General features: G+C 44.7%; 15 protein-coding genes. 8 read left to right on the top strand and 7 right to left on the bottom strand.

Annotated elements, in window-relative coordinates; genetic code table 11:
• Positions 1 to 105: 105 nt before the first annotated feature.
• The 6 genes from BM095_RS05890 to BM095_RS05865 all read right to left on the bottom strand — a co-directional run bounded on the left by BM095_RS05890 (position 106) and on the right by BM095_RS05865 (position 7,285).
• Positions 106 to 1,386, bottom strand: coding sequence for a TRAP transporter large permease (locus BM095_RS05890; RefSeq protein WP_091658839.1), 1,281 nt, complete (start codon positions 1,384 to 1,386; stop codon positions 106 to 108).
• A complete protein-coding gene (locus tag BM095_RS05885) occupies positions 1,387 to 1,872 on the bottom strand; it encodes a TRAP transporter small permease (RefSeq protein ID WP_091658836.1) in 486 nt (161 codons plus the stop codon).
• Between the two features lie 238 nt (positions 1,873 to 2,110).
• A complete protein-coding gene (locus BM095_RS05880; RefSeq protein WP_091658834.1) occupies positions 2,111 to 3,160 on the bottom strand; it encodes a DctP family TRAP transporter solute-binding subunit in 1,050 nt (349 codons plus the stop codon).
• Positions 3,161 to 3,788: 628 nt separating this feature from the next.
• Positions 3,789 to 5,222, bottom strand: a complete 1,434-nt coding sequence (locus tag BM095_RS05875) for an NAD-dependent succinate-semialdehyde dehydrogenase (protein ID WP_091658831.1) — start codon at positions 5,220 to 5,222, stop codon at positions 3,789 to 3,791.
• A 36-nt stretch (positions 5,223 to 5,258) separates the two neighbouring features.
• Positions 5,259 to 6,524: a peptidase gene (locus BM095_RS05870; protein ID WP_091658828.1), complete on the bottom strand. Its 1,266-nt coding sequence runs from the start codon at positions 6,522 to 6,524 to the stop codon at positions 5,259 to 5,261.
• Between the two features lie 80 nt (positions 6,525 to 6,604).
• Entirely contained in the window at positions 6,605 to 7,285 is a 681-nt protein-coding gene (locus tag BM095_RS05865) for a GntR family transcriptional regulator (RefSeq protein ID WP_091658825.1), read from the bottom strand.
• Between the two features lie 340 nt (positions 7,286 to 7,625).
• Between BM095_RS05865 and BM095_RS05860 the strand changes: the two genes are divergently transcribed.
• From BM095_RS05860 to BM095_RS05850, 3 genes are all read left to right on the top strand, one after another.
• A complete protein-coding gene (locus BM095_RS05860; RefSeq protein ID WP_245757825.1) occupies positions 7,626 to 8,642 on the top strand; it encodes a 2-hydroxyacid dehydrogenase in 1,017 nt (338 codons plus the stop codon).
• 160 nt (positions 8,643 to 8,802) lie between these two features.
• The gene (locus tag BM095_RS05855; RefSeq protein ID WP_407639136.1) at positions 8,803 to 10,170 is read left to right on the top strand and encodes an aspartate aminotransferase family protein; all 1,368 of its coding nucleotides are present in this window, start codon (positions 8,803 to 8,805) and stop codon (positions 10,168 to 10,170) included.
• A 241-nt stretch (positions 10,171 to 10,411) separates the two neighbouring features.
• Positions 10,412 to 11,479, top strand: coding sequence for a tartrate dehydrogenase (locus BM095_RS05850; RefSeq protein WP_091658818.1), 1,068 nt, complete (start codon positions 10,412 to 10,414; stop codon positions 11,477 to 11,479).
• Between the two features lie 743 nt (positions 11,480 to 12,222).
• On the opposite strand, the gene BM095_RS05840 is transcribed toward BM095_RS05850, so the two are convergent.
• Complete coding sequence (locus BM095_RS05840; RefSeq protein WP_091658813.1) at positions 12,223 to 13,131, bottom strand: NERD domain-containing protein; 909 nt, start codon at positions 13,129 to 13,131, stop codon at positions 12,223 to 12,225.
• Positions 13,132 to 14,072: 941 nt separating this feature from the next.
• On the opposite strand from BM095_RS05840, the gene BM095_RS05835 reads away from it, so the two are divergent.
• The 5 genes from BM095_RS05835 (at position 14,073) to BM095_RS05815 (ending at position 17,710) form a co-directional block, all read left to right on the top strand.
• Positions 14,073 to 14,282 carry a helix-turn-helix transcriptional regulator gene (locus tag BM095_RS05835; RefSeq protein WP_091658812.1) on the top strand — a complete coding sequence of 70 codons (210 nt, stop codon included), beginning with the start codon at positions 14,073 to 14,075 and terminating at the stop codon, positions 14,280 to 14,282.
• A complete protein-coding gene (locus BM095_RS05830) occupies positions 14,282 to 14,710 on the top strand; it encodes a hypothetical protein (RefSeq protein WP_091658809.1) in 429 nt (142 codons plus the stop codon). Before BM095_RS05835 ends, BM095_RS05830 begins: the two co-directional genes overlap by 1 nt.
• A 17-nt stretch (positions 14,711 to 14,727) precedes the next feature.
• Positions 14,728 to 15,261, top strand: a complete 534-nt coding sequence (locus tag BM095_RS05825) for a small multi-drug export protein (protein ID WP_091658807.1) — start codon at positions 14,728 to 14,730, stop codon at positions 15,259 to 15,261.
• 334 nt (positions 15,262 to 15,595) lie between these two features.
• Positions 15,596 to 16,267: an aspartate/glutamate racemase family protein gene (locus BM095_RS05820; RefSeq protein ID WP_218151610.1), complete on the top strand. Its 672-nt coding sequence runs from the start codon at positions 15,596 to 15,598 to the stop codon at positions 16,265 to 16,267.
• Positions 16,268 to 16,357: 90 nt separating this feature from the next.
• Entirely contained in the window at positions 16,358 to 17,710 is a 1,353-nt protein-coding gene (locus BM095_RS05815; protein ID WP_091658804.1) for a hypothetical protein, read from the top strand.
• Positions 17,711 to 18,043: the final 333 nt, after the last annotated feature.

Raw genomic sequence — 18,043 nt, 5'->3', positions numbered from 1 at the left:
GCCTAACATCGAGCCAATATGTTCAAAGAGATCACACGGAAAGAGCCGGCGTGAAGTAGTATCCTCCCGATCCGGCTCTTTGGCATGATTCGTTTCTCCATTCCCTTACTCGGCGAGACCAGGGATAAAGGTTGATAACGTTGGGACATAGGTGATCACTAACAAGGCAATAAGCATCATGATTAAAATTGGAATAATCGCTTTGGCTATGTGTTCAAATGGTACTTTTCCTGTCCCGGAAGCGACGAATAAGTTGATACCAAGTGGCGGTGTGACGAAACCAATGGCCAAGTTGGTAACGAGAATAACCCCGAAATGGACAGGATCCATTCCAAACCCGGTAACAATCGGCAAGAGAATAGGCGTTAAAATGACGATGGCTGAGATGGTATCAATAAACATCCCGACAATTAATAAGAACACATTAATGATTAATAAAATGATAATTGGATTCTCGGAAATTCCTGTAATGAAGCTCGCGATCGTGTTAGGAATGCGTTCGAGCGTCATTAAGTATGCAAACGAGATAGAAAAACCGATAATGATAACAGTCGTCGAATTCGTTAACGCAGCGTTCGCGAAGCTGTTATATAATGCTTTTAAATCTAGCTCTCTGTAGACAAATACACCGATCAGCAAGGCGTAGACGGCTGCAATAGCTGCAGACTCGGTAGGGGAGTAAAGTCCCGCATAAATACCTCCCAAGATAATGACAGGGATTAAAAGGGCCCACTTTGCTTCATTAAAGGCTTTCCACACGTCTTTAAATGTAGGTGGCTTCCCGGAGCCGACATAATCATTTTTCTTCGCAATCGCGTAGGACACAATTAATAAGCATAAGCCGAGCACGATGCCTGGCAAGATACCGGCTAAAAACATGGATCCGATCGACACCGTCCCGACGACCCCGTACATGACGAAAGGAATACTCGGAGGAATTAATACCCCGATAGAACCCGCAGCTGCCGTAATTGCTGCCGCAAAGCCGCCTTGATAGTTGTTGGCTCTCATCGATGGAATCATGAAAGAACCAATCGCCGCTACAGTCGCTGGCCCAGAACCGGAAATCGCCGCAAAGAACATACTGGCAACTACGGTAACCATCGCCAGTCCCCCGACGACATAGCCGATTAATACGTTCGCCAAATCAAGCAAACGCCGTGAGATTCCTCCGAAACCCATCAGAGACCCGGCTAAAACGAAAAAGGGAATAGCCAGCAAAGAAAAGTTATCGAGAGATGTGAATGCATTTTGTACGATTGTATTAATCGGGACAGACGTAGATAGCATGATCGTCACTAACGATGAAATACCGAGCGACAGTGCAATCGGTAATCCGATCAGCATTAATACAAAAAATGTCCCGAATAAAAGAGCAACTGTCATTTAATTCACCTCTTTGATGTCCGGTCCGTTTTTGACGATTCCGTACATTTGCTGAATGAGCCGAATGGCCATGAGAACACCGGCCAATGGGATAGCGATGTAGGGAATCCACATAGCGATGTCTAACGTAGGCGATGTTTGGCCGCTGCCTGAAATGCTGTTAATGAAAATGGTACCTTGAATAGCTAAAAATAAGGCAAAACCAAACCAGACGAGTAATGCAATCAAATCCAGCACCATTTTAATTTTAGGCGGAAACAATTTGACGAATACGTCCACCCGGATATGTTCTTGTTTCTTTATTCCAAGGCTTGCTCCCAACCATATTTGCCAGATATGAAGATAAATTGCCAGCTCGGTCCCCCAGGCTAACGAGTTTCCAAGCAGGTATCGAGAAACGGATTGAAAGGCGATCAATGCCACCATCGCCGCCATCGTAAGGACAAGGAAAACCTCTTCTCCTCGTTCGTCTATCGTTTTTAACATGCAATTGCCTCCTCTGTTGAAGAAAAGCGTACATCCCCAAGTTGTACAGATTGAATAGGGTTGGAATAGAACGGCAGTAAGTCATGAGCTTGCCCATTACCGACTACTGCGAGCTCTATTCCAACCATATGATAAAAGGTGTACCTGTTTTTCAAGCCCCGATGCACCAATGGGTCAAACGATACATGAAACTTACATACAGGAGGGCCAGGAGAGGTCTTCTCCTGGCAGGTTATTGTTATTCTGTTTCATTAAAGGAGCGGGCTTCATTCACGAGATCTTCACCGATTTCTTGTGCGAGGCTTTCATAGACAGGCTCCGCTGCATCAATGAAGGCTTGTTTTTGTTCAGGTGTCAGCTCATTAATTTCCATGTGGTCTTGCACCACTTCAAGTCCTTCTTCGTCCTGTTGTTGAGCTACTTCACGCTGGTGATCTTGCGCTTCTTTTGCTGCGTCACTAACTACTTCCTGAAGCTCTTCTGGCATAGACGTGTAGAAATCATCGTTCATAAAAGCAACGGTAGCTGTGTACGCATGGTTACTAATGGTCAAGTAGTCTTGGACTTCAAAGAAATTCATTTGGTGAATTAAGTTAATCGGGTTCTCCATGGCGTCATAGACGTTTTGTTGAAGAGCACTGTACAATTCACCGAACGCAAACGGAGAGGCGTCTGCTCCGTACGTGTTAAATGTATTAATATGAACATCATTTTCCATTGTTCTTATTTTTAGTCCTTCTAGGTCTTCTGGTGATTCAATCGGATGGCTGCTGTTTGTCATTTGGCGCATGCCTGTTTCCCCATAAGCGAGACCGCGAAGGCCGCTTTCTGGAAGCTCATCAAGCAAGCTTTGACCGAATTCTCCATCCAATGCTTCATACGCAGTTTCATGGTCCGGGAACAAGAAAGGCAAGTCTAGAACAGCAAAGTTCTTATTGAAACCGGCAACTGGTGCGGATGCAGTGACGGTCATTTCAATATTACCTGCTTGCACGGCTTCAATGGCGCCGCGTTCGGAAGCATAGAGCTGACCGTTTGGATACAGTTCTACTGTGACTTGGCCGTCAGAATTTTCCTCGGCGAGTTCTTTAAAACGCTCCATTCCGATATGAGTCGCACCGCTTTCTGGAGTCGTGTACGTCACACCGATTGTAAATTCCTCACCAGAACCACCGCCATCTGCATCGGCGCCGCCTCCGTTTTCGCCGCCATTGTCACCGCCTCCGCCGCACCCGGCTAGAAGTAAAGCTGACAATGTACCAGTAAGTAAAGTAGTTCTCCATTTCATCGTAATGTTCCCCCTCAGAGTAGTTGGAACGGGGCCTTCTAAAGCTGGAAACACCCATGACCCCTGTTCCTATATTTGAATTTTTTTGTCTTTCAAAGCGTGCTTGCTGGTCTGTTCTGACCTAGCAGGACACTGTACGTTTCTGTTTTTATCGGAACCACTGACTGGAATAGTGACTTTACACAGAAATATCAGGATGTCAGAGTAATGAAAGAGTCCTGATCGTGACCAATAAGAATTGAAAAGTGATTCCATGGTCACCATTTCAGTTGGATAATGCCCTGGGTGACAGGTCCAAGGGTTGTAAGGGAACGCTAGGTGGGAGATTAGTTACGGTGTACGCGAAATTCTTCTATTTCAGTCACTAACCTCTCCTTATGGTGCCACAGAACGTGTGAAACATGATGTCAAGGTCACTAGAAGATGTAATGAATGCCCCCCCACAACCCTTCTGTTCCTTCCAAGGGAACCATTCCAGTGTTAAGCGGAAGCTAGTTGCCCTTGGGTGAATAACCTTAGAATCTGAGTCACTAACCTCTCGAATGAATTGCCGGCAGCTTGGAACCTGCGTACTCAAGGTCACTATCCCAACATGCTGTTACATCCCAAGTCTGCTGTCGTTCTTTTCTTAAAGTCCAATCGATACGTATTGTTTTTCTAAGAAGTCTTCAATGCCTTGCTGTCCGCCTTCGCGTCCCATGCCGGATTCTTTCATCCCTCCAAATGGAGCTTGAGCTGCCGATGGAGCACCGTCGTTCCAGCCGACGATTCCGTAATTCAGCTTTTCAATGAGCTGGATGCCGCGGGAATTGCTTTCCGTAAAGACGTAAGCAGCAAGACCGAATGGTGTATCATTCGCAAGTTTCACAGCTTCTTCGTCGGATGTGATCTTCTGAATAGGAGCGACCGGGCCAAACGTTTCCTCGCTCATGACAATCATGTCGTGATTTACGTCTTTAATGACAGTCGGCTTGTAGTAGTTCGGACCAATATCTTCCGCCTTGGAGCCGCCTGTTGTTACTTCTGCGCCTTTTTCCACAGCGTCTTGTACGTGGTTTTGTACTTTTTCTACACCGTCTAAATTGATAAGCGGTCCGACATTTACACCTTGATCCATTCCGTTTCCAAGCTTTAAGTCTTCGACGGCAGCCGTGAAGCGGGTGACAAATTCATCATAAATGCGGGCGTGAACATAAATACGGTTTCCGCAGATGCACGTTTGGCCGCTGTTTCTAAATTTAGAAGCAAGTGTGCCTTGAACGGCTTTATCAATGTCCGCATCATCCAAAACGATAATCGGGGCATGTCCACCGAGTTCAAGAGAAAGGCGTTTTACTGTATCAGCACCTTGTCTCATCAACTGCTTCCCAATTTCAGTAGAGCCAGTGAAAGTGATCTTGCGTACTTTTTCATTCGACATCATTTCGCCGCCGATTTGGGAAGAGGAGCCGGTTACAATATTTACAACGCCTGGCGGGAAGCCGACTTCTTCGCACAGTTCAACAAGACGAATGGCAGAGAGCGGTGTTTCCCGGGATGGCTTGATGACCACGGTACATCCGGCAGCAAGAGCCGGGCCCATTTTCCGTGTGAGCATCGCAAGCGGGAAGTTCCAAGGTGTGATGGCAGCGACGACTCCAACTGGCTGCTTCCATACTTGCATGCGTTTCCCTGGAAGATGAGCAGGAATCGTTTGTCCATACACACGCTTTCCTTCCGCAGCAAACCAGTCAATGAAGGAAGCGGCATATGCAACTTCACCTTTCGCTTCGGCAAATGGTTTTCCCATCTCCATCGTCATGATTTGAGCGAGCTCTTCTGTATTCTCCAGAATAGCGTCATTGAACTTGTCCAATAGGGCAGCACGTTCATACGCCGTAGTTTGGCTCCACGTTTGGAATGCATCGTGAGCGGCGTCAATCGCTGTCCGTGTTTCCTCCGTTCCTCCACGCGGAACCTCTCCTACAAGTTCCTGTGTGGCAGGATTATGAACTTCCATCATGTCTAGATCTCCGCCACTCCATTTTCCATTAATATAATGCAACTTTTTCACGTAATTCATCCTTCCTTTCCTAAAATAATTGCAGGGGTTTGCCTGTTACTCTGCTAATCCACAGTAATCTATAATGGCTAAAGCCATAATTTCTGCTGTTTCAAACATGCTGTCTATTTCAACATATTCATTCGCAAAATGGGCCATAGCTGTCGTTCCAGGTCCGAAAATAACAGCAGGGATGTCGGCCGCTTGAGTGAATAAACCACCGTCCGTTCCCCACGTGGAACCAGCGACATCAGGTTTTTCCCCTTTCATTGCTTCATAGTGCGTGCTTAAATGTTTGATCAAATCATGGTCGAGCGGACAGTTACCAGGTGGCAGACGAAGGCCGAACCATTCCACTTCCACTGGTTTATCATTAAAATAGGAATCTTCTTTCGCCAAGTCTTTCATCACGTTTTCAAATTCTTGCTGCGCTTCTTCAATGGTTTCCCCAGGGGCGATGCCCATCCGGCCTTCAATCACGACTTTGTCGGGGACGGCAGAAGGGAAGTAACCGCCTTCGAATTTGCCGATATTAATAGGAATCGGAATAGGATTTGAATCATAAAGCGGATCCGTAATGCGGTCGTTGCGACGCTTCTCCAAGCTCTGGATTTCTCGGAACACATGCCAGCCTTTTTCGATAGCACTTACGCCTTCGTAACGTGTTCCACCATGCGCCGACACTCCTTGCACCTTCACCCGAAACCAGCAAGACCCTTGTTGTTTTGGGAAAATACGCATTTGACTCGGTTCCGGAATAAGTGCGACATCTGCCTTATAGCCGCGTTGAATACAAGAGAGCGTACCGGAGCCGCCGCTTTCTTCTTCGACGACACTTTGAAAAATGACATCACCTTTCAAGCGGATGCCGAGTTTCATTAAGGTTTCGAGGGCGATGAGAGAAGATAAGTTTCCTCCTTTCATATCAGTAGTGCCTCGGCCATATACTTTACCGTCTTCGATTTTTCCGGAGAACGGATCAGCGTTCCAATCAGATAAGTCGCCTTCCGGTACGACATCCACGTGCCCGTTTAATATGAGAGACGGCCCATCGCCTGTTCCTTTCCAAACCGCAGCGACATTGGGGCTGCCTTCAAAGCTCGTCCGGGTGGAGTTGAAAAAAGAACTCTTGGATAATTCTTCATAAGAAAGATCCCACATATCCACATCGAGCCCCGCTTCTTGTAAACGGCCGGCAATGAGTTCTTGTACCCCTTGCTCTTTACCAACCGTGCTCGCTTCCTGAATCGTTTTTTGAAAAAAGGTTAAATAGTCTTCTTTTGAGGAGTGAATGTAGTCGCGAATCTGAGTTTTGTAATCCATGTCTGTACTCCTTTCTAGTGGACGGGAACGTTTGAATATTGAGAAAAATAATAGAAAGTGAAGGTATCTCTGTTTCCTATCTAGAAAGATTCTAGAAAGTCTAAGGAAACAGCAACCTGTTTAATATGTGCTTTGGCAAGACGTTCCACCGCTTCTTCATCTCTTGCTTTAAAAGCATCTAATAGCATCGAATGTTCTTGGGTAAACATTGTCTTATTTTGTGCATAAAATGGTTCCAGTTGGGACAAAAATGTACGGATTTGGGTTTGAATGACTTTGTATGTTTTAATGATACGGCTGTTTCCGCATAAATTGACGAGCGTTAAGTGAAAGGTCATATCAAGATTAAAGAGCTTATACCAATTTTCTTCTTCAAGCAGACGAGTCATATCGTCGAGCAGTTGTTTCAAGTACTCGATGTCATGATCGGTGATGTGAGATACCGTTTTTATAAGTGCGGGAATTTCAATTAAGTAGCGCAATTCATTGATTTCTTTCATATCGTGTTTCGTGAAGTTATAGACAAATGTGCCTTTCCGAGCTTTGTTAACAACCAATCCTTCATATTCAAGCGTTTGCATAGCTTCACGAAGGGAACTGCGACTAATATCCAGTTCACTGGAAAGATCAGCTTCTAATAGACGTTCGCCAAAAGTAAGCTCGCCAGTCCAGATCCGTTTACGAAGTTCATCCGCCACGATCTGACTCAATGACTTTCTTTTAATAGCACGGGAGTTGTTATTGACTGTATGTGAGTGCATAATCCAACTTCCTTCACAATGTAAAAGTACAATCGTTGGAGATGGGGAAGGCAATGTTTTTTGTCTTCCCACGATTGTCGACAAGGTTACGTGTGGTTTTTATCTTAACGGCGGTTTCGTCAATTGTCAATGGTTTTAGAAAATTTTAAACATATTTTTGTAAGCGTTTAACTTATTGATGCTAGTGGGTATAGCCATTTTGTGAATTTCCTGTGAAAACTTATTAAACTGAAAATTTTTAAAAGGATTGACAAAAGAAAAGGGCGTTGTAGAATGAAGGTGGAGATGGGGATCGTCGTATGCCGTTTGTCGACAATTGAACATAATAAGGAAAGGGCGAATGGCGATGGAGTTCCTATTAAATGAGAAACAAAAGATAGTCGCATATAATCGCGTCAGTCCTGTAGTTTTAGAAGAGCTGTCCGATCGTTTTGATGTTTCGTATTTCACAGAGGGAGAATACATTTTCGATCCGGACTTCCGAAACGCTCTTCAGGAGGCTGTTGGAATCATTGGTGTGGATATGAAAGTGTCAGACGATCTCTTGAAATTAGCACCACATCTAAAAGTAGTTAGCAATGTTTCCGTAGGATATGATAATCTTGATATAGACGCTCTTACGAAGTATCGGGTTGCGGCTTGTCACACTCCAGGTGTATTAACAGATACGACCGCAGATGCTATATTTTCCTTATTAATGGCAACGGCACGAAGAATACCAGAACTAGACCGTTATGTCAAAGAAGGACAGTGGAAATCCGTCCTTCCGATGGAAAAGTTCGGTACCGACATTCACCATAAAACATTAGGGATTATCGGAATGGGCCGCATTGGCGAAGCGATTGCTAAACGAGCCTACGCCGGTTTCGATATGAATATTATGTATCACAGCCGGACTCGGAAGATCCAGGTGGAGGAGAAGTATGAAGCGAGCTACGCCAGTCTCGAAGAACTGCTAGAAACTGCGGATTTCGTCTGCCTGATAACACCGCTCACTCTAGAAACCCGGAATCTTATGGGACCGAAAGAGTTTAAAAAAATGAAAGCGAGCGCCATTTTCATTAATGGCTCCCGCGGCGGGACGGTGGATGAAGAAGCACTGGTAAAAGCGTTGGAAGCAAACGAAATCCGCGCTGCCGGGCTCGACGTGTTTCAAAATGAACCAATATCCGGAGATCATCCACTCTTTACCTTACCAAACCTCGTTACCACTCCACATATAGGAGCGGCAACGATAGAGAACGAGTACCGCATGGCTTCTCTTGCTGCAAAGAACTTAGTAGATGCACTGGACGGAAAACGTCCGGAAGGGGTACTGAACCCGGAAATATATGATGATTATATAAAAGAAGCGTAAGATCTGTTCAGTCAAGGTCATAAACGCCCCACCGATGGGTTTTTTCGCTTCCTCCACCGACCAAATATTGGCCAGCGGAGGAAGCGGATGAACCTGTCGGAGCTGACGAGGGCGTTTCCGCTTTTCTATTTTATAAATAGTATTTTCCAAGAAAGAAAGGATGATAGAGATGGCAAAAGTTTCAACGTCTCAATTGCACGAGAAAGATCGCGCAAACATTTGGCATGCGATGCGTGCGGACAGCAATGCAAAATCCGTCATTGCCAAAAAAGCGGAAGGCGCTTGGATCACAGATAGCGATGGCAACAAGTATTTAGATGGTATGGCTGGACTGTGGTGCGTAAACGCTGGATACGGAAGAAAGGAATTAGCAGACGTTGCGTATGAGCAGCTGATGGAAATGCCATATTTCCCACTTACACAGAGTCACGAGCCTGCGATCGAACTAGCAGAAAAGTTAAATGAATGGCTCGGAGACGACTATGTCTACTTCTTCTCCAACAGTGGTTCGGAAGCAAATGAAACGGCTTTCAAGATTGCTCGTCAGTACCACCACCAAACAGGGAACCCACGTAAATATAAGTTCATCGCGCGCTACCGTGCATACCACGGCAACACCATGGCAACGATGGCAGCCGGCGGACAAAATGAGCGTGCTTATAAGTATGAACCATTCCCAGCAGGATTCCTTCATGTGACTCCTCCGGATTCTTACCGCGTACCGGAAGGGGAAACCGTAGAATCTTGGAGCATCAAGTGTGCGAATGAAATTGAACAAATGATCAAGTGGGAAGTAAAAGATACAGTAGCTGCCGTTATCATGGAACCAATGATCACTGGCGGAGGTATCCTCATCCCGCATGATAGCTATATGCGCCGCGTTCGCGAAATTTGTGATGAGTACAATGTGCTCCTCATTTCTGATGAAGTCATCAACGGATTCGGACGTACTGGGAAGCGTTTCGGTTTCCAACATTCCGGCGTGAAACCAGACATCATCTCGATGGCAAAAGGAATCACAAGTGCTTACTTGCCGCTTTCCGCTACAGCAGTGCGTAAAGAAATCTTTGAAGCATTCCAAGGCTCCGACGACTACAATCACCTCCGTCATGTGAACACATTTGGAGGAAACCCGGCAGCTTGTAAGCTTGCGATCAAGAACTTGGAAATCATGGAAGAAGAGAAATTGGTAGAACGTTCTGCTGAACTCGGAGAACGCCTCTTAGAAGAAATGGCGGAATTAAAAGAACTTCCTTACGTAGGCGATGTGCGTGGCCGCGGCCTTCTCTTCGGTATCGAAATGGTTAAAGACAAAGACACGAAAGAGCCGCTCGAAGGGGAAGTGCTCGGAAAAATCGTAGCCGGCTGTAAGCAAGATGGTCTTATCATCGCGAAGACATCCGACACGGCAGCAGGAAACAACAATATCCTAACACTCAGCCCGCCGCTCAGCATCACAGAAGATGATTTCCAATTCATTGTAAAAACAGTGAAAAAGCACGTGAAAGAACAAGTATCCAACGCGTAAGTAAAAAAGCGGAAGCTCCTGACTGATACAGGACGTTTGCGCACTTACGAAAATCAACGAACAACGAGCCCTTGAGGCTGGACAATTCTATACGTTGTGATATGACAAGAAAAGGCGGACCTCTCAAAAATCCGCCTTTTCTTGTTTCCTTAGGATGAAACGATAAGGGACGGAGAACATAACAAGTACCATTATTTTTTGAAATTCTCATTGAATTCTAACAAGAAAGGATCAGATTCATATGGAAACTTTTAAAATAGCGGTTATCCCAGGGGACGGCATCGGGCCGGAAGTCATTGATGAAGGAATCAAAGTGCTCAATAAAGCGGCAGAACTGGACGGCTCTTTCTCATTTGACTATACATATTTCCCATGGGGATGCGAATTTTACAACGAGCACGGCAAAATGATGGACGATGACGGCATGGAAACATTGAAACAATTCGACGCCATTTACCTCGGAGCTGTCGGCTATCCAGGCGTCCCTGATCATATTTCTCTCCGCGAGCTTCTTATTCGCATTCGAAAAGAGTTCGATCAGTACGTCAATTTACGCCCGATTAAATTGTTAAAAGGTGCCCCGCAAACGTTGAAAAAAGACCATACCATCGACATGCTCGTCGTTCGAGAAAACAGCGAAGGCGAATATTCGGGCTCTGGGGAACGACTTTTTCAAGGAAAACCAGAAGAAGTCGTGTTGCAAACCGGTGTATTTTCCCGCAAAGGCACCGAACGCATTATTCGCTACGCGTTTGAAGAAGCGAAAAAAACAGGAAAGTCCGTCACGAGTATCAGTAAAGGGAACGCGCTGAACTACTCCATGGTGTTCTGGGACGAAGTGTTTGAAGAAGTTTCTCGCGACTATCCAGAGGTCGACACCTACTCTTACCTCGTTGATGCCGCCAGCATGTTTTTCGTTCTCGATCCTGGCCGGTTTGAAGTGGTCGTCACCTCGAACTTATTCGGAGATATCGTGACCGACATCGGCGCCGGAATCGCAGGGGGACTCGGACTCGCAGCCGGCGCGAACATCAACCCGACACGCGAATATCCATCCATGTTTGAGCCAGTCCACGGGTCCGCCCCCGACATCGCCGGTAAGAAAATCGCGAATCCCCTCGCTGCCATCTGGTCCGCGAGTCAAATGCTCGATTTCTTTGGCCAAGAGCAATGGGGCGCCCGCGTCCTCACTGCCATGGAGGATGTTCTGCAAGACGGAAGCACGCTAACGCCTGATATGAACGGCAACGCCAGCACCGATCAAGTCGGCCAAGCCGTCACCGACGCTTTGGATAAAAAGATAAAATAAGAGATGAAAGCTGCTGCTAAGGTGCAGCAGTTTTTTCTATGGGTGAAAAGATAAAGATTCATTTGTTAAAAGAACTCCTTGGGGACACAAAAAGCTTTATGACAAGAACCCAGAAATAAAAATTGGGGGTGACTAAGGGGCGTGGATGATGACCGAGAAACAACAATAGCAACATTCAATGTCATCAAACGGAGCGATTACAGCGGAATAGTAACCTACTATAGGGAAAAGAAACAAACAAGGGTTCTAAACGAAGTGGAAGATGCCGTTGAAAATCAAAAAAGAGAATTCAAGGTAACTAATAGGTGCGACTACTACCCTTGAGATTGAAAAAGCAGTGTTCAAGGTCAGTCAAGTAGAACGATTACACCGGAATAGTAACCTACTGTAGGGAAAAGAAACAAACAAGGGTTCTAACCGGAATAGAAGATGCCGTTGAAAAATAAAAATGACAGTTCAAGGTAACTAATAGGTGCGACTACTACCCTTGAAATTGAAAAAGCAGAGTTCAATGTCATCAAGTAGAACGATTACAGCGGAATAGTAACCTACTGTAGGGAAAAGAAACAAACAAGGTTTCTAACCGGAGTAGAAGATGACGTTGAAAATCAAAAAGAGAATTCAAGGTAACTAATAGCTACAGATACTGACCGAGAAACAACAAAAACAACATTCAATGTCACTGAATAGAGCTGTCACAGTGGAATAGCTACCTAGAACATGTAAGCACAACAACTGGTACATTACTTTCTATAGTAAGTACCTCTTCCATGCCCGATCTGTGTATATTCTTTGGTAAGACTGATCCTAACCGCTTTAGTAGAAACAATTTTTCCAATCCAATCATGAATTTGTAACGTGGTGATTTTTCTATCAGGGAATAGCAATTGAAATTCTTTGACGCTTTGCAGTATTCCTATTGCTGTTGGTATACGACTCCGGCAAACGGGGCATGTAAGGAACTTAACTTGCTCGACTTGGAGAAAAGCAGAACAGGTCTCGCAACAAATTCCTTTCTGGAGATCTTCGTACGTATAGGATGGTTGTCGTCGGTAAGGAGATTCCGATAAGTGTTTGCTCATGAGGCGCTCGGCTAATTGGTGCTGCTTGCGGCCAAGTACCACTGAACTTTGTTGCAATCGTTGGAAAAAGCGAGGAAGTTGCCCGGGAAAGACGATCGGTGTTTGTCTGGAGGCTTCGTAAAGTACAAAGGCAGGATGGACAAAAACAAGGTATGCTTCAACGGTAAAGGAGACATGTTCTTTCTTAAGGAAGCGGGTGAGTAAGGATTTGCTTCGGTCGAGCTGATGGAGGGGGTTGCGGAGGCCGGTGCCGGTCATCGAATACCATTGATCACCATCTACATAGTAATCACCTTCGAAACTCTTCACTTCAAACAGCAAGACTTTATCTCCGGCAATCACAAGAGAATCAAACTGAAGCACGCTTTGGTTCGTTTCGATCAACAGATCATTTAACACCAGATAATCAGGCGGCAGTTCACGCAGCCAATCATCAAAACGACGTTCTCCTTCGATTCCTTTTACCAAATTTTTGAAATAAACGCGATCCTCGGCGGTAAGATCCATACGGGCATCCAGGGCTTGCCAAATGCGAAGGTCAGGGGGGTCTGTACGGGGTTTCGTAAACATATCGACATATCTCACATCCTATTTAAAATGTTGGAAAAACTATTACCATCGTACGAAAAAACTGACAAATATACAAGACCAATAGGAACTACTGTGCTGAGCGCAGCAGTTTTTTCTTTGGGAAACGTCCAGCTGCGAAATACTAGTTTCAAATGAATGAAGAGTGATGTGTGAGGTCTATTCATTCCCTTGGATGCCATCAAAGCCAAAGGAGAGTCATTAACCAGAGATGCTAGTGACGTTGAAAATCAGAATAAAGAGTTCAAGGTCACTTTTGAAAGCAGGATTGACTGATTAGCGACCTACAAGGCTGTAGAAAAGTAATCAACGTAACGAACAAGAGCAATTAGTGACATTGAAATCTAAGAAATAGAATCAAAGGTAACTAATGGGTTAGATAAGTGACCTTGAAAGTAGAAAAATAGAAACTAAGGTTATTAAACGCCTATATCTAGCATCGATGGTGACTGTGACAGCGTTAAATCAATATTTAGCGTCACTTATCCAATCGAATGTTTCCCTTGAAACATGAAAAATTCTAACGTATGTCACTAACCGGAGAAAGGCTGAAGTTGGATATCCCAGCTGCTAGCATATTTACATTAACCAAGCGTAATTGCGCTGAAAAATAAGTCGCTACCTAACATAGGGGAGCGAAATACAGTCCAACCTATACTGCCTGTCCTCAGAGTTCAATATCATTCTTGCAACAAGACTTTTCCACAGTTCCAAGTCAAGCGGCTTGGTTCTTTTTTTGTGAAGAATCGACCACTTCCTTTTTTAATGGTTTGAACTCTTCCTTATCATACATCCATTGTGAGAAAGCCAAACGAAATCCAACAAGGAAACTAATTTTAACAAAATGACAATTTTTATTGACTTAATGTTAAGGATCATTTACATTTAAAGAGTAGGAAACGGGTAAGAGGGGTTGCTAAGCTATGCTGAAAAATAGAGTGAAGGAATTACGTGCGAGACACAACTTTACCCAATCGGATTTAGGTGAATTGGTCGGTGCCACCCGCCAGACGGTTGGCATGATTGAAAAAGGTGACTATGCCCCTTCCGTTCTGTTGGCATTGAAAATTGCAAAAGCACTTCGTGTCGACTTGGAAGAAGTGTTTTGGATTGAGGGGGAGGAGGAAAAATGATGGAACGATTTTTGCGTTCACCTTTTACCATGAGTGTGTTTCTAATTGGGCTCGCGTTGATATATTCGACGAGCGCGTTAATGAAGCAGCAGGACGGCTTATTTTTCGTGTTTTCCATTGCTTACGCGATTTTCGTCACGTTCTATTTCGGATTAATGATGTACTACAACCGTAAGTTCCCAGATCGGAGAATCCGAATTTGGACATTTATTCCGTATGAACTGAAAGAAGAAGACGAAGGGCATCAATATATTACGTACCGGGCTTGTCGAAAAGTGTATATTTATTATTATTTTGCGATTCCGGCGGCGATTGTAGTGCTTGCTATATTTAAAGAAGTGGAGTTGCTTCCTATCATTGTGTTGACAGCGCTTGGGATTGGCCAATATTTCATTTTCTGGTCCGAAATAAAACAACTGTATGATTAAAAGAGGAGATGGGGACGATGTTTTTGTCATATGTACTCGTATTTATATTGGCGGCGATTCCATTATTTGAACTCGTCGCGGTCATTCCGTTAGCTGTCATTGGGGGGCTTTCTCCTTTACCAACAGCGCTGCTTGCATTATTAGGAAATGCGTTGACCGTGGTGTTATTAATTGTGTTCATCGATTACATCAAAAAATGGATGTATCGACGAAAGCAAAAACGAAGTGAAGACGTCATACAAGAAGATACGACAGAAGAGAACGATGAAGCGATGGAAGAATCGAAAAAAGGCAAGCGGGCTCGAGCGCTTTTTGATAAATATGGTTTGCCAGGTTTGACGATCATCGGTCCTTTTTTTGTCGGTTCTCATATTTCCGCGTTTATGGGAATGAGTTTCGGTTCAAATAGAAAAGCAGTGATGAGCTGGATGATGATTAGTTTAGTGTTATGGACAGTTATTATGACAGCAGCTGCCGGCTCAGGAGTTTCTTATTTTATGCCTCACGTAGAAGAGGATGGATTTCTCATTCGCCTGTTCAGCCAGACTTAATGGGATAGAATAGAAATTCTTTAGCTTCCACACAAGATGGAGTCATTCCGGACACCTTCCATTCTCACGACGAAGGTGTTCGGCATTTTTTAAAAGATGGAAAGTATAACATTCATGGGGTGATGTCTAGCTCCAGGCGCCATCGACTCGAAGTCGCTTCAACCCTAATCTTGGCGGCAAAGCCTCCTCAGGCCCACACGATGTGGGCGTTTTTAGTAGAAGTTCCTTTTTCTTTAGTCGAACTTCCTTTTCCAACGCTTGTCGCCGATAGGCGGGCTCCTTGAGCTTTTGTTCTATAATGAGAAATATAATAGAAGAAATGAGGTGCTTTCAATTGGAAGAGAAGGCAAAAATCGGCATTTTAATGTTAGATACGACGTTTCATCGACCAAGGGGGGATATTGGAAATCAAGATACATTTTCATTTCCAGTCAGGTATAAGAAAGTGGAGGGAGCTTCGCCTACTCGAGTGGTCGTGGAGAAGGATGCTACATTAATTGAGCCATTTGTTGAGGCTGCACAGGAACTAGAAAAGGAAGGAATACAAGCAATCACGACAAGCTGTGGGTTTTTAGCTATTTTTCAGAAAGAAATCCAGTCGCGGTTGGGTATTCCGTTTTTTTCTTCAAGCTTACTACAAATTCCCTTGGCACACACCATGGCTGGAGGGCCGGTTGGAGTGCTGACGGCTTCAAAAACAAATTTAACCGATGCCCACGTAAATGGCGTAGGTGCGGATCCTCATCAAGTCATTATCAAAGGGATGGATGACAAACCTGCATTTGCCGGGGCGATTATGAAACAAGAAAGAGAGCTGGATCAAGAAGCCGTAAAAAAAGAGATGCAGGAAGTGACAACCGAACTGATTACAGAACATCCTGACATAAAAGCTATTGTTTTGGAATGCACGAACATGCCTCCTTATCAAGAAGCGATGCGAGAGGTAGTGGATGTACCAATATTTGACATTACTACGTTAGTCAAATATATACATTCCTCGCTATAATTCCACATTTTTTCACAGAAAAAGAGAAATAACGTGAAGAAAGGAGGAGATATAACCTAAGAGGCGAAAAAGTAGGGAGGGGGGATGTGTATGCTTGAAATTATTATACCGCTATTATTGTTATTTATTATCGCGTTAGTGAAACCGCTGCCAAAAATCGGGGGGAATATTAAAGTAGCATTAATTGTGGCGGCTGTGTCATCTGCTATTATTTCGGGGCTTGGGATTGGCGAAACGTTACTCGCATTTATCGATGGTATCGATCGTCTTGCTTGGGTTATTATGTTATCTGTTTTTGGCTCTTTGTACGCAGAATCCCAAGTGAAGCTGGGCGCCATGGACACGACACTTAACAGCTTGCGCTCGATATTTGGTAATTCGCCAAAAGGGCTAATTGCAGCAATTTTTGTCACGTTAATTATCGCAGGATCGTTTTTGGGGGATGCCATCGCTGCAGCCACGGTCATTGGTTTTTTAGTGATTCATTCGTTAAATGAGTTGAAAGTGAAACCAGAACAAATTGGTATGATTATACTGGTCGGAGCGTCGGTTGGCTCGATTATGCCTCCGATTACGCAAGGAGTATTTCTTTCCGCGTCCCTTATCGAAACCGATCCGAGCCCGGTTATTAAATTGGCTTATATGACGGTCGGGTTTGGTGGATTAATTGCGATACTTGAGTCTTTCCGTTTTGTACGAGGGAAAGCGATGCCGGAACATTTAAAAACCACCCAGTCGTTATTTCAAATCTTAAAAGAGAGATGGACGACGTTGGTTCCGCTCGCTGTATTGGTTGCAATCGTGATTGCGAACACGTTGTTTGAGTATAATATTTTCGAAGAATGGGTGTTTTTTGCGGCAGTTTTAGGTCCTATGCAAGAAATCCCAATTCTGCAAGGAATCACGTTTCAAGTCGTATCGGCTATTATTTTAGCTATTATCGTTAGTTTTTTCTTTCCTTCGGTTCGCAAGGATACAAAAGGTGTATTCAAAGGCGGCTTATCGAAAGTAAGTCAAACGGTACAAATTCAACTGTGTGCCAGCTTTATGGTTGGTGTATTTTACGCATCAGGTCTCATTGATAAAGTGTCTGAGATGGCGGAAGGGCTGGCCCCATCGATGGTGAAGATAGGCGGTTCCTTAAGTGTAGTGATTGTAGGGATGCTGACCGGTTCACAGACGACCGCCCAGTCCGTAAACATTACATTCATTGGGCCGATACTAGAAAGGATGGGCGTCGATCCAACGTTTATTGCACTCGGTGCTTCCCATATTGCGGCAGCCGGCCAAAATATGCCGCCGGTAGGACTGACTGCCTTTGTCGTATGTGGACTTATTGGCGGGATTCTCAACAAACAAGTAGACCCATTGAAAGTCATGTTTCTCGCCTTGCCAAACGGTTTATACTTTTTCGCTGTCGGATTAATTTTCTGGTTTATATAGGATAGAGGAAAAACTTCATATATGTTTGGGACACCACTTAGGAAAAAGATTTCACTAGGTGGTGTTCCGTATGTCGGAAATTATCTCATTCATGGAGCGTTGTTTAGCTTCAGCGCCCAGCCGTTCGGGAGGCCCTAGGTGATTGATCTTTTGCTAAAAGCATACACGTCAACAGTGGATCTTCTGCTAAGAACGCAAACGTCCTGTTTGCAACGCAGAAGTCAGTACATCGTGTACTAGCTAACGCAAAAGTCAGCACATCCTGTGCAAGCCAGTTCGACGTTGTCTCAGGAACTTCCGCAGGAGGCGGTGGCTTCTACGTTGCCCACACGA

Source organism: Alteribacillus iranensis (assembly GCF_900113025.1).
Taxonomy (GTDB): Bacteria; Bacillota; Bacilli; order Bacillales; family Marinococcaceae; genus Alteribacillus_A; species Alteribacillus_A iranensis.
Note: the sequence above shows the minus strand (reverse complement) of the source record. Positions and strands in the feature narration are given on the sequence as shown.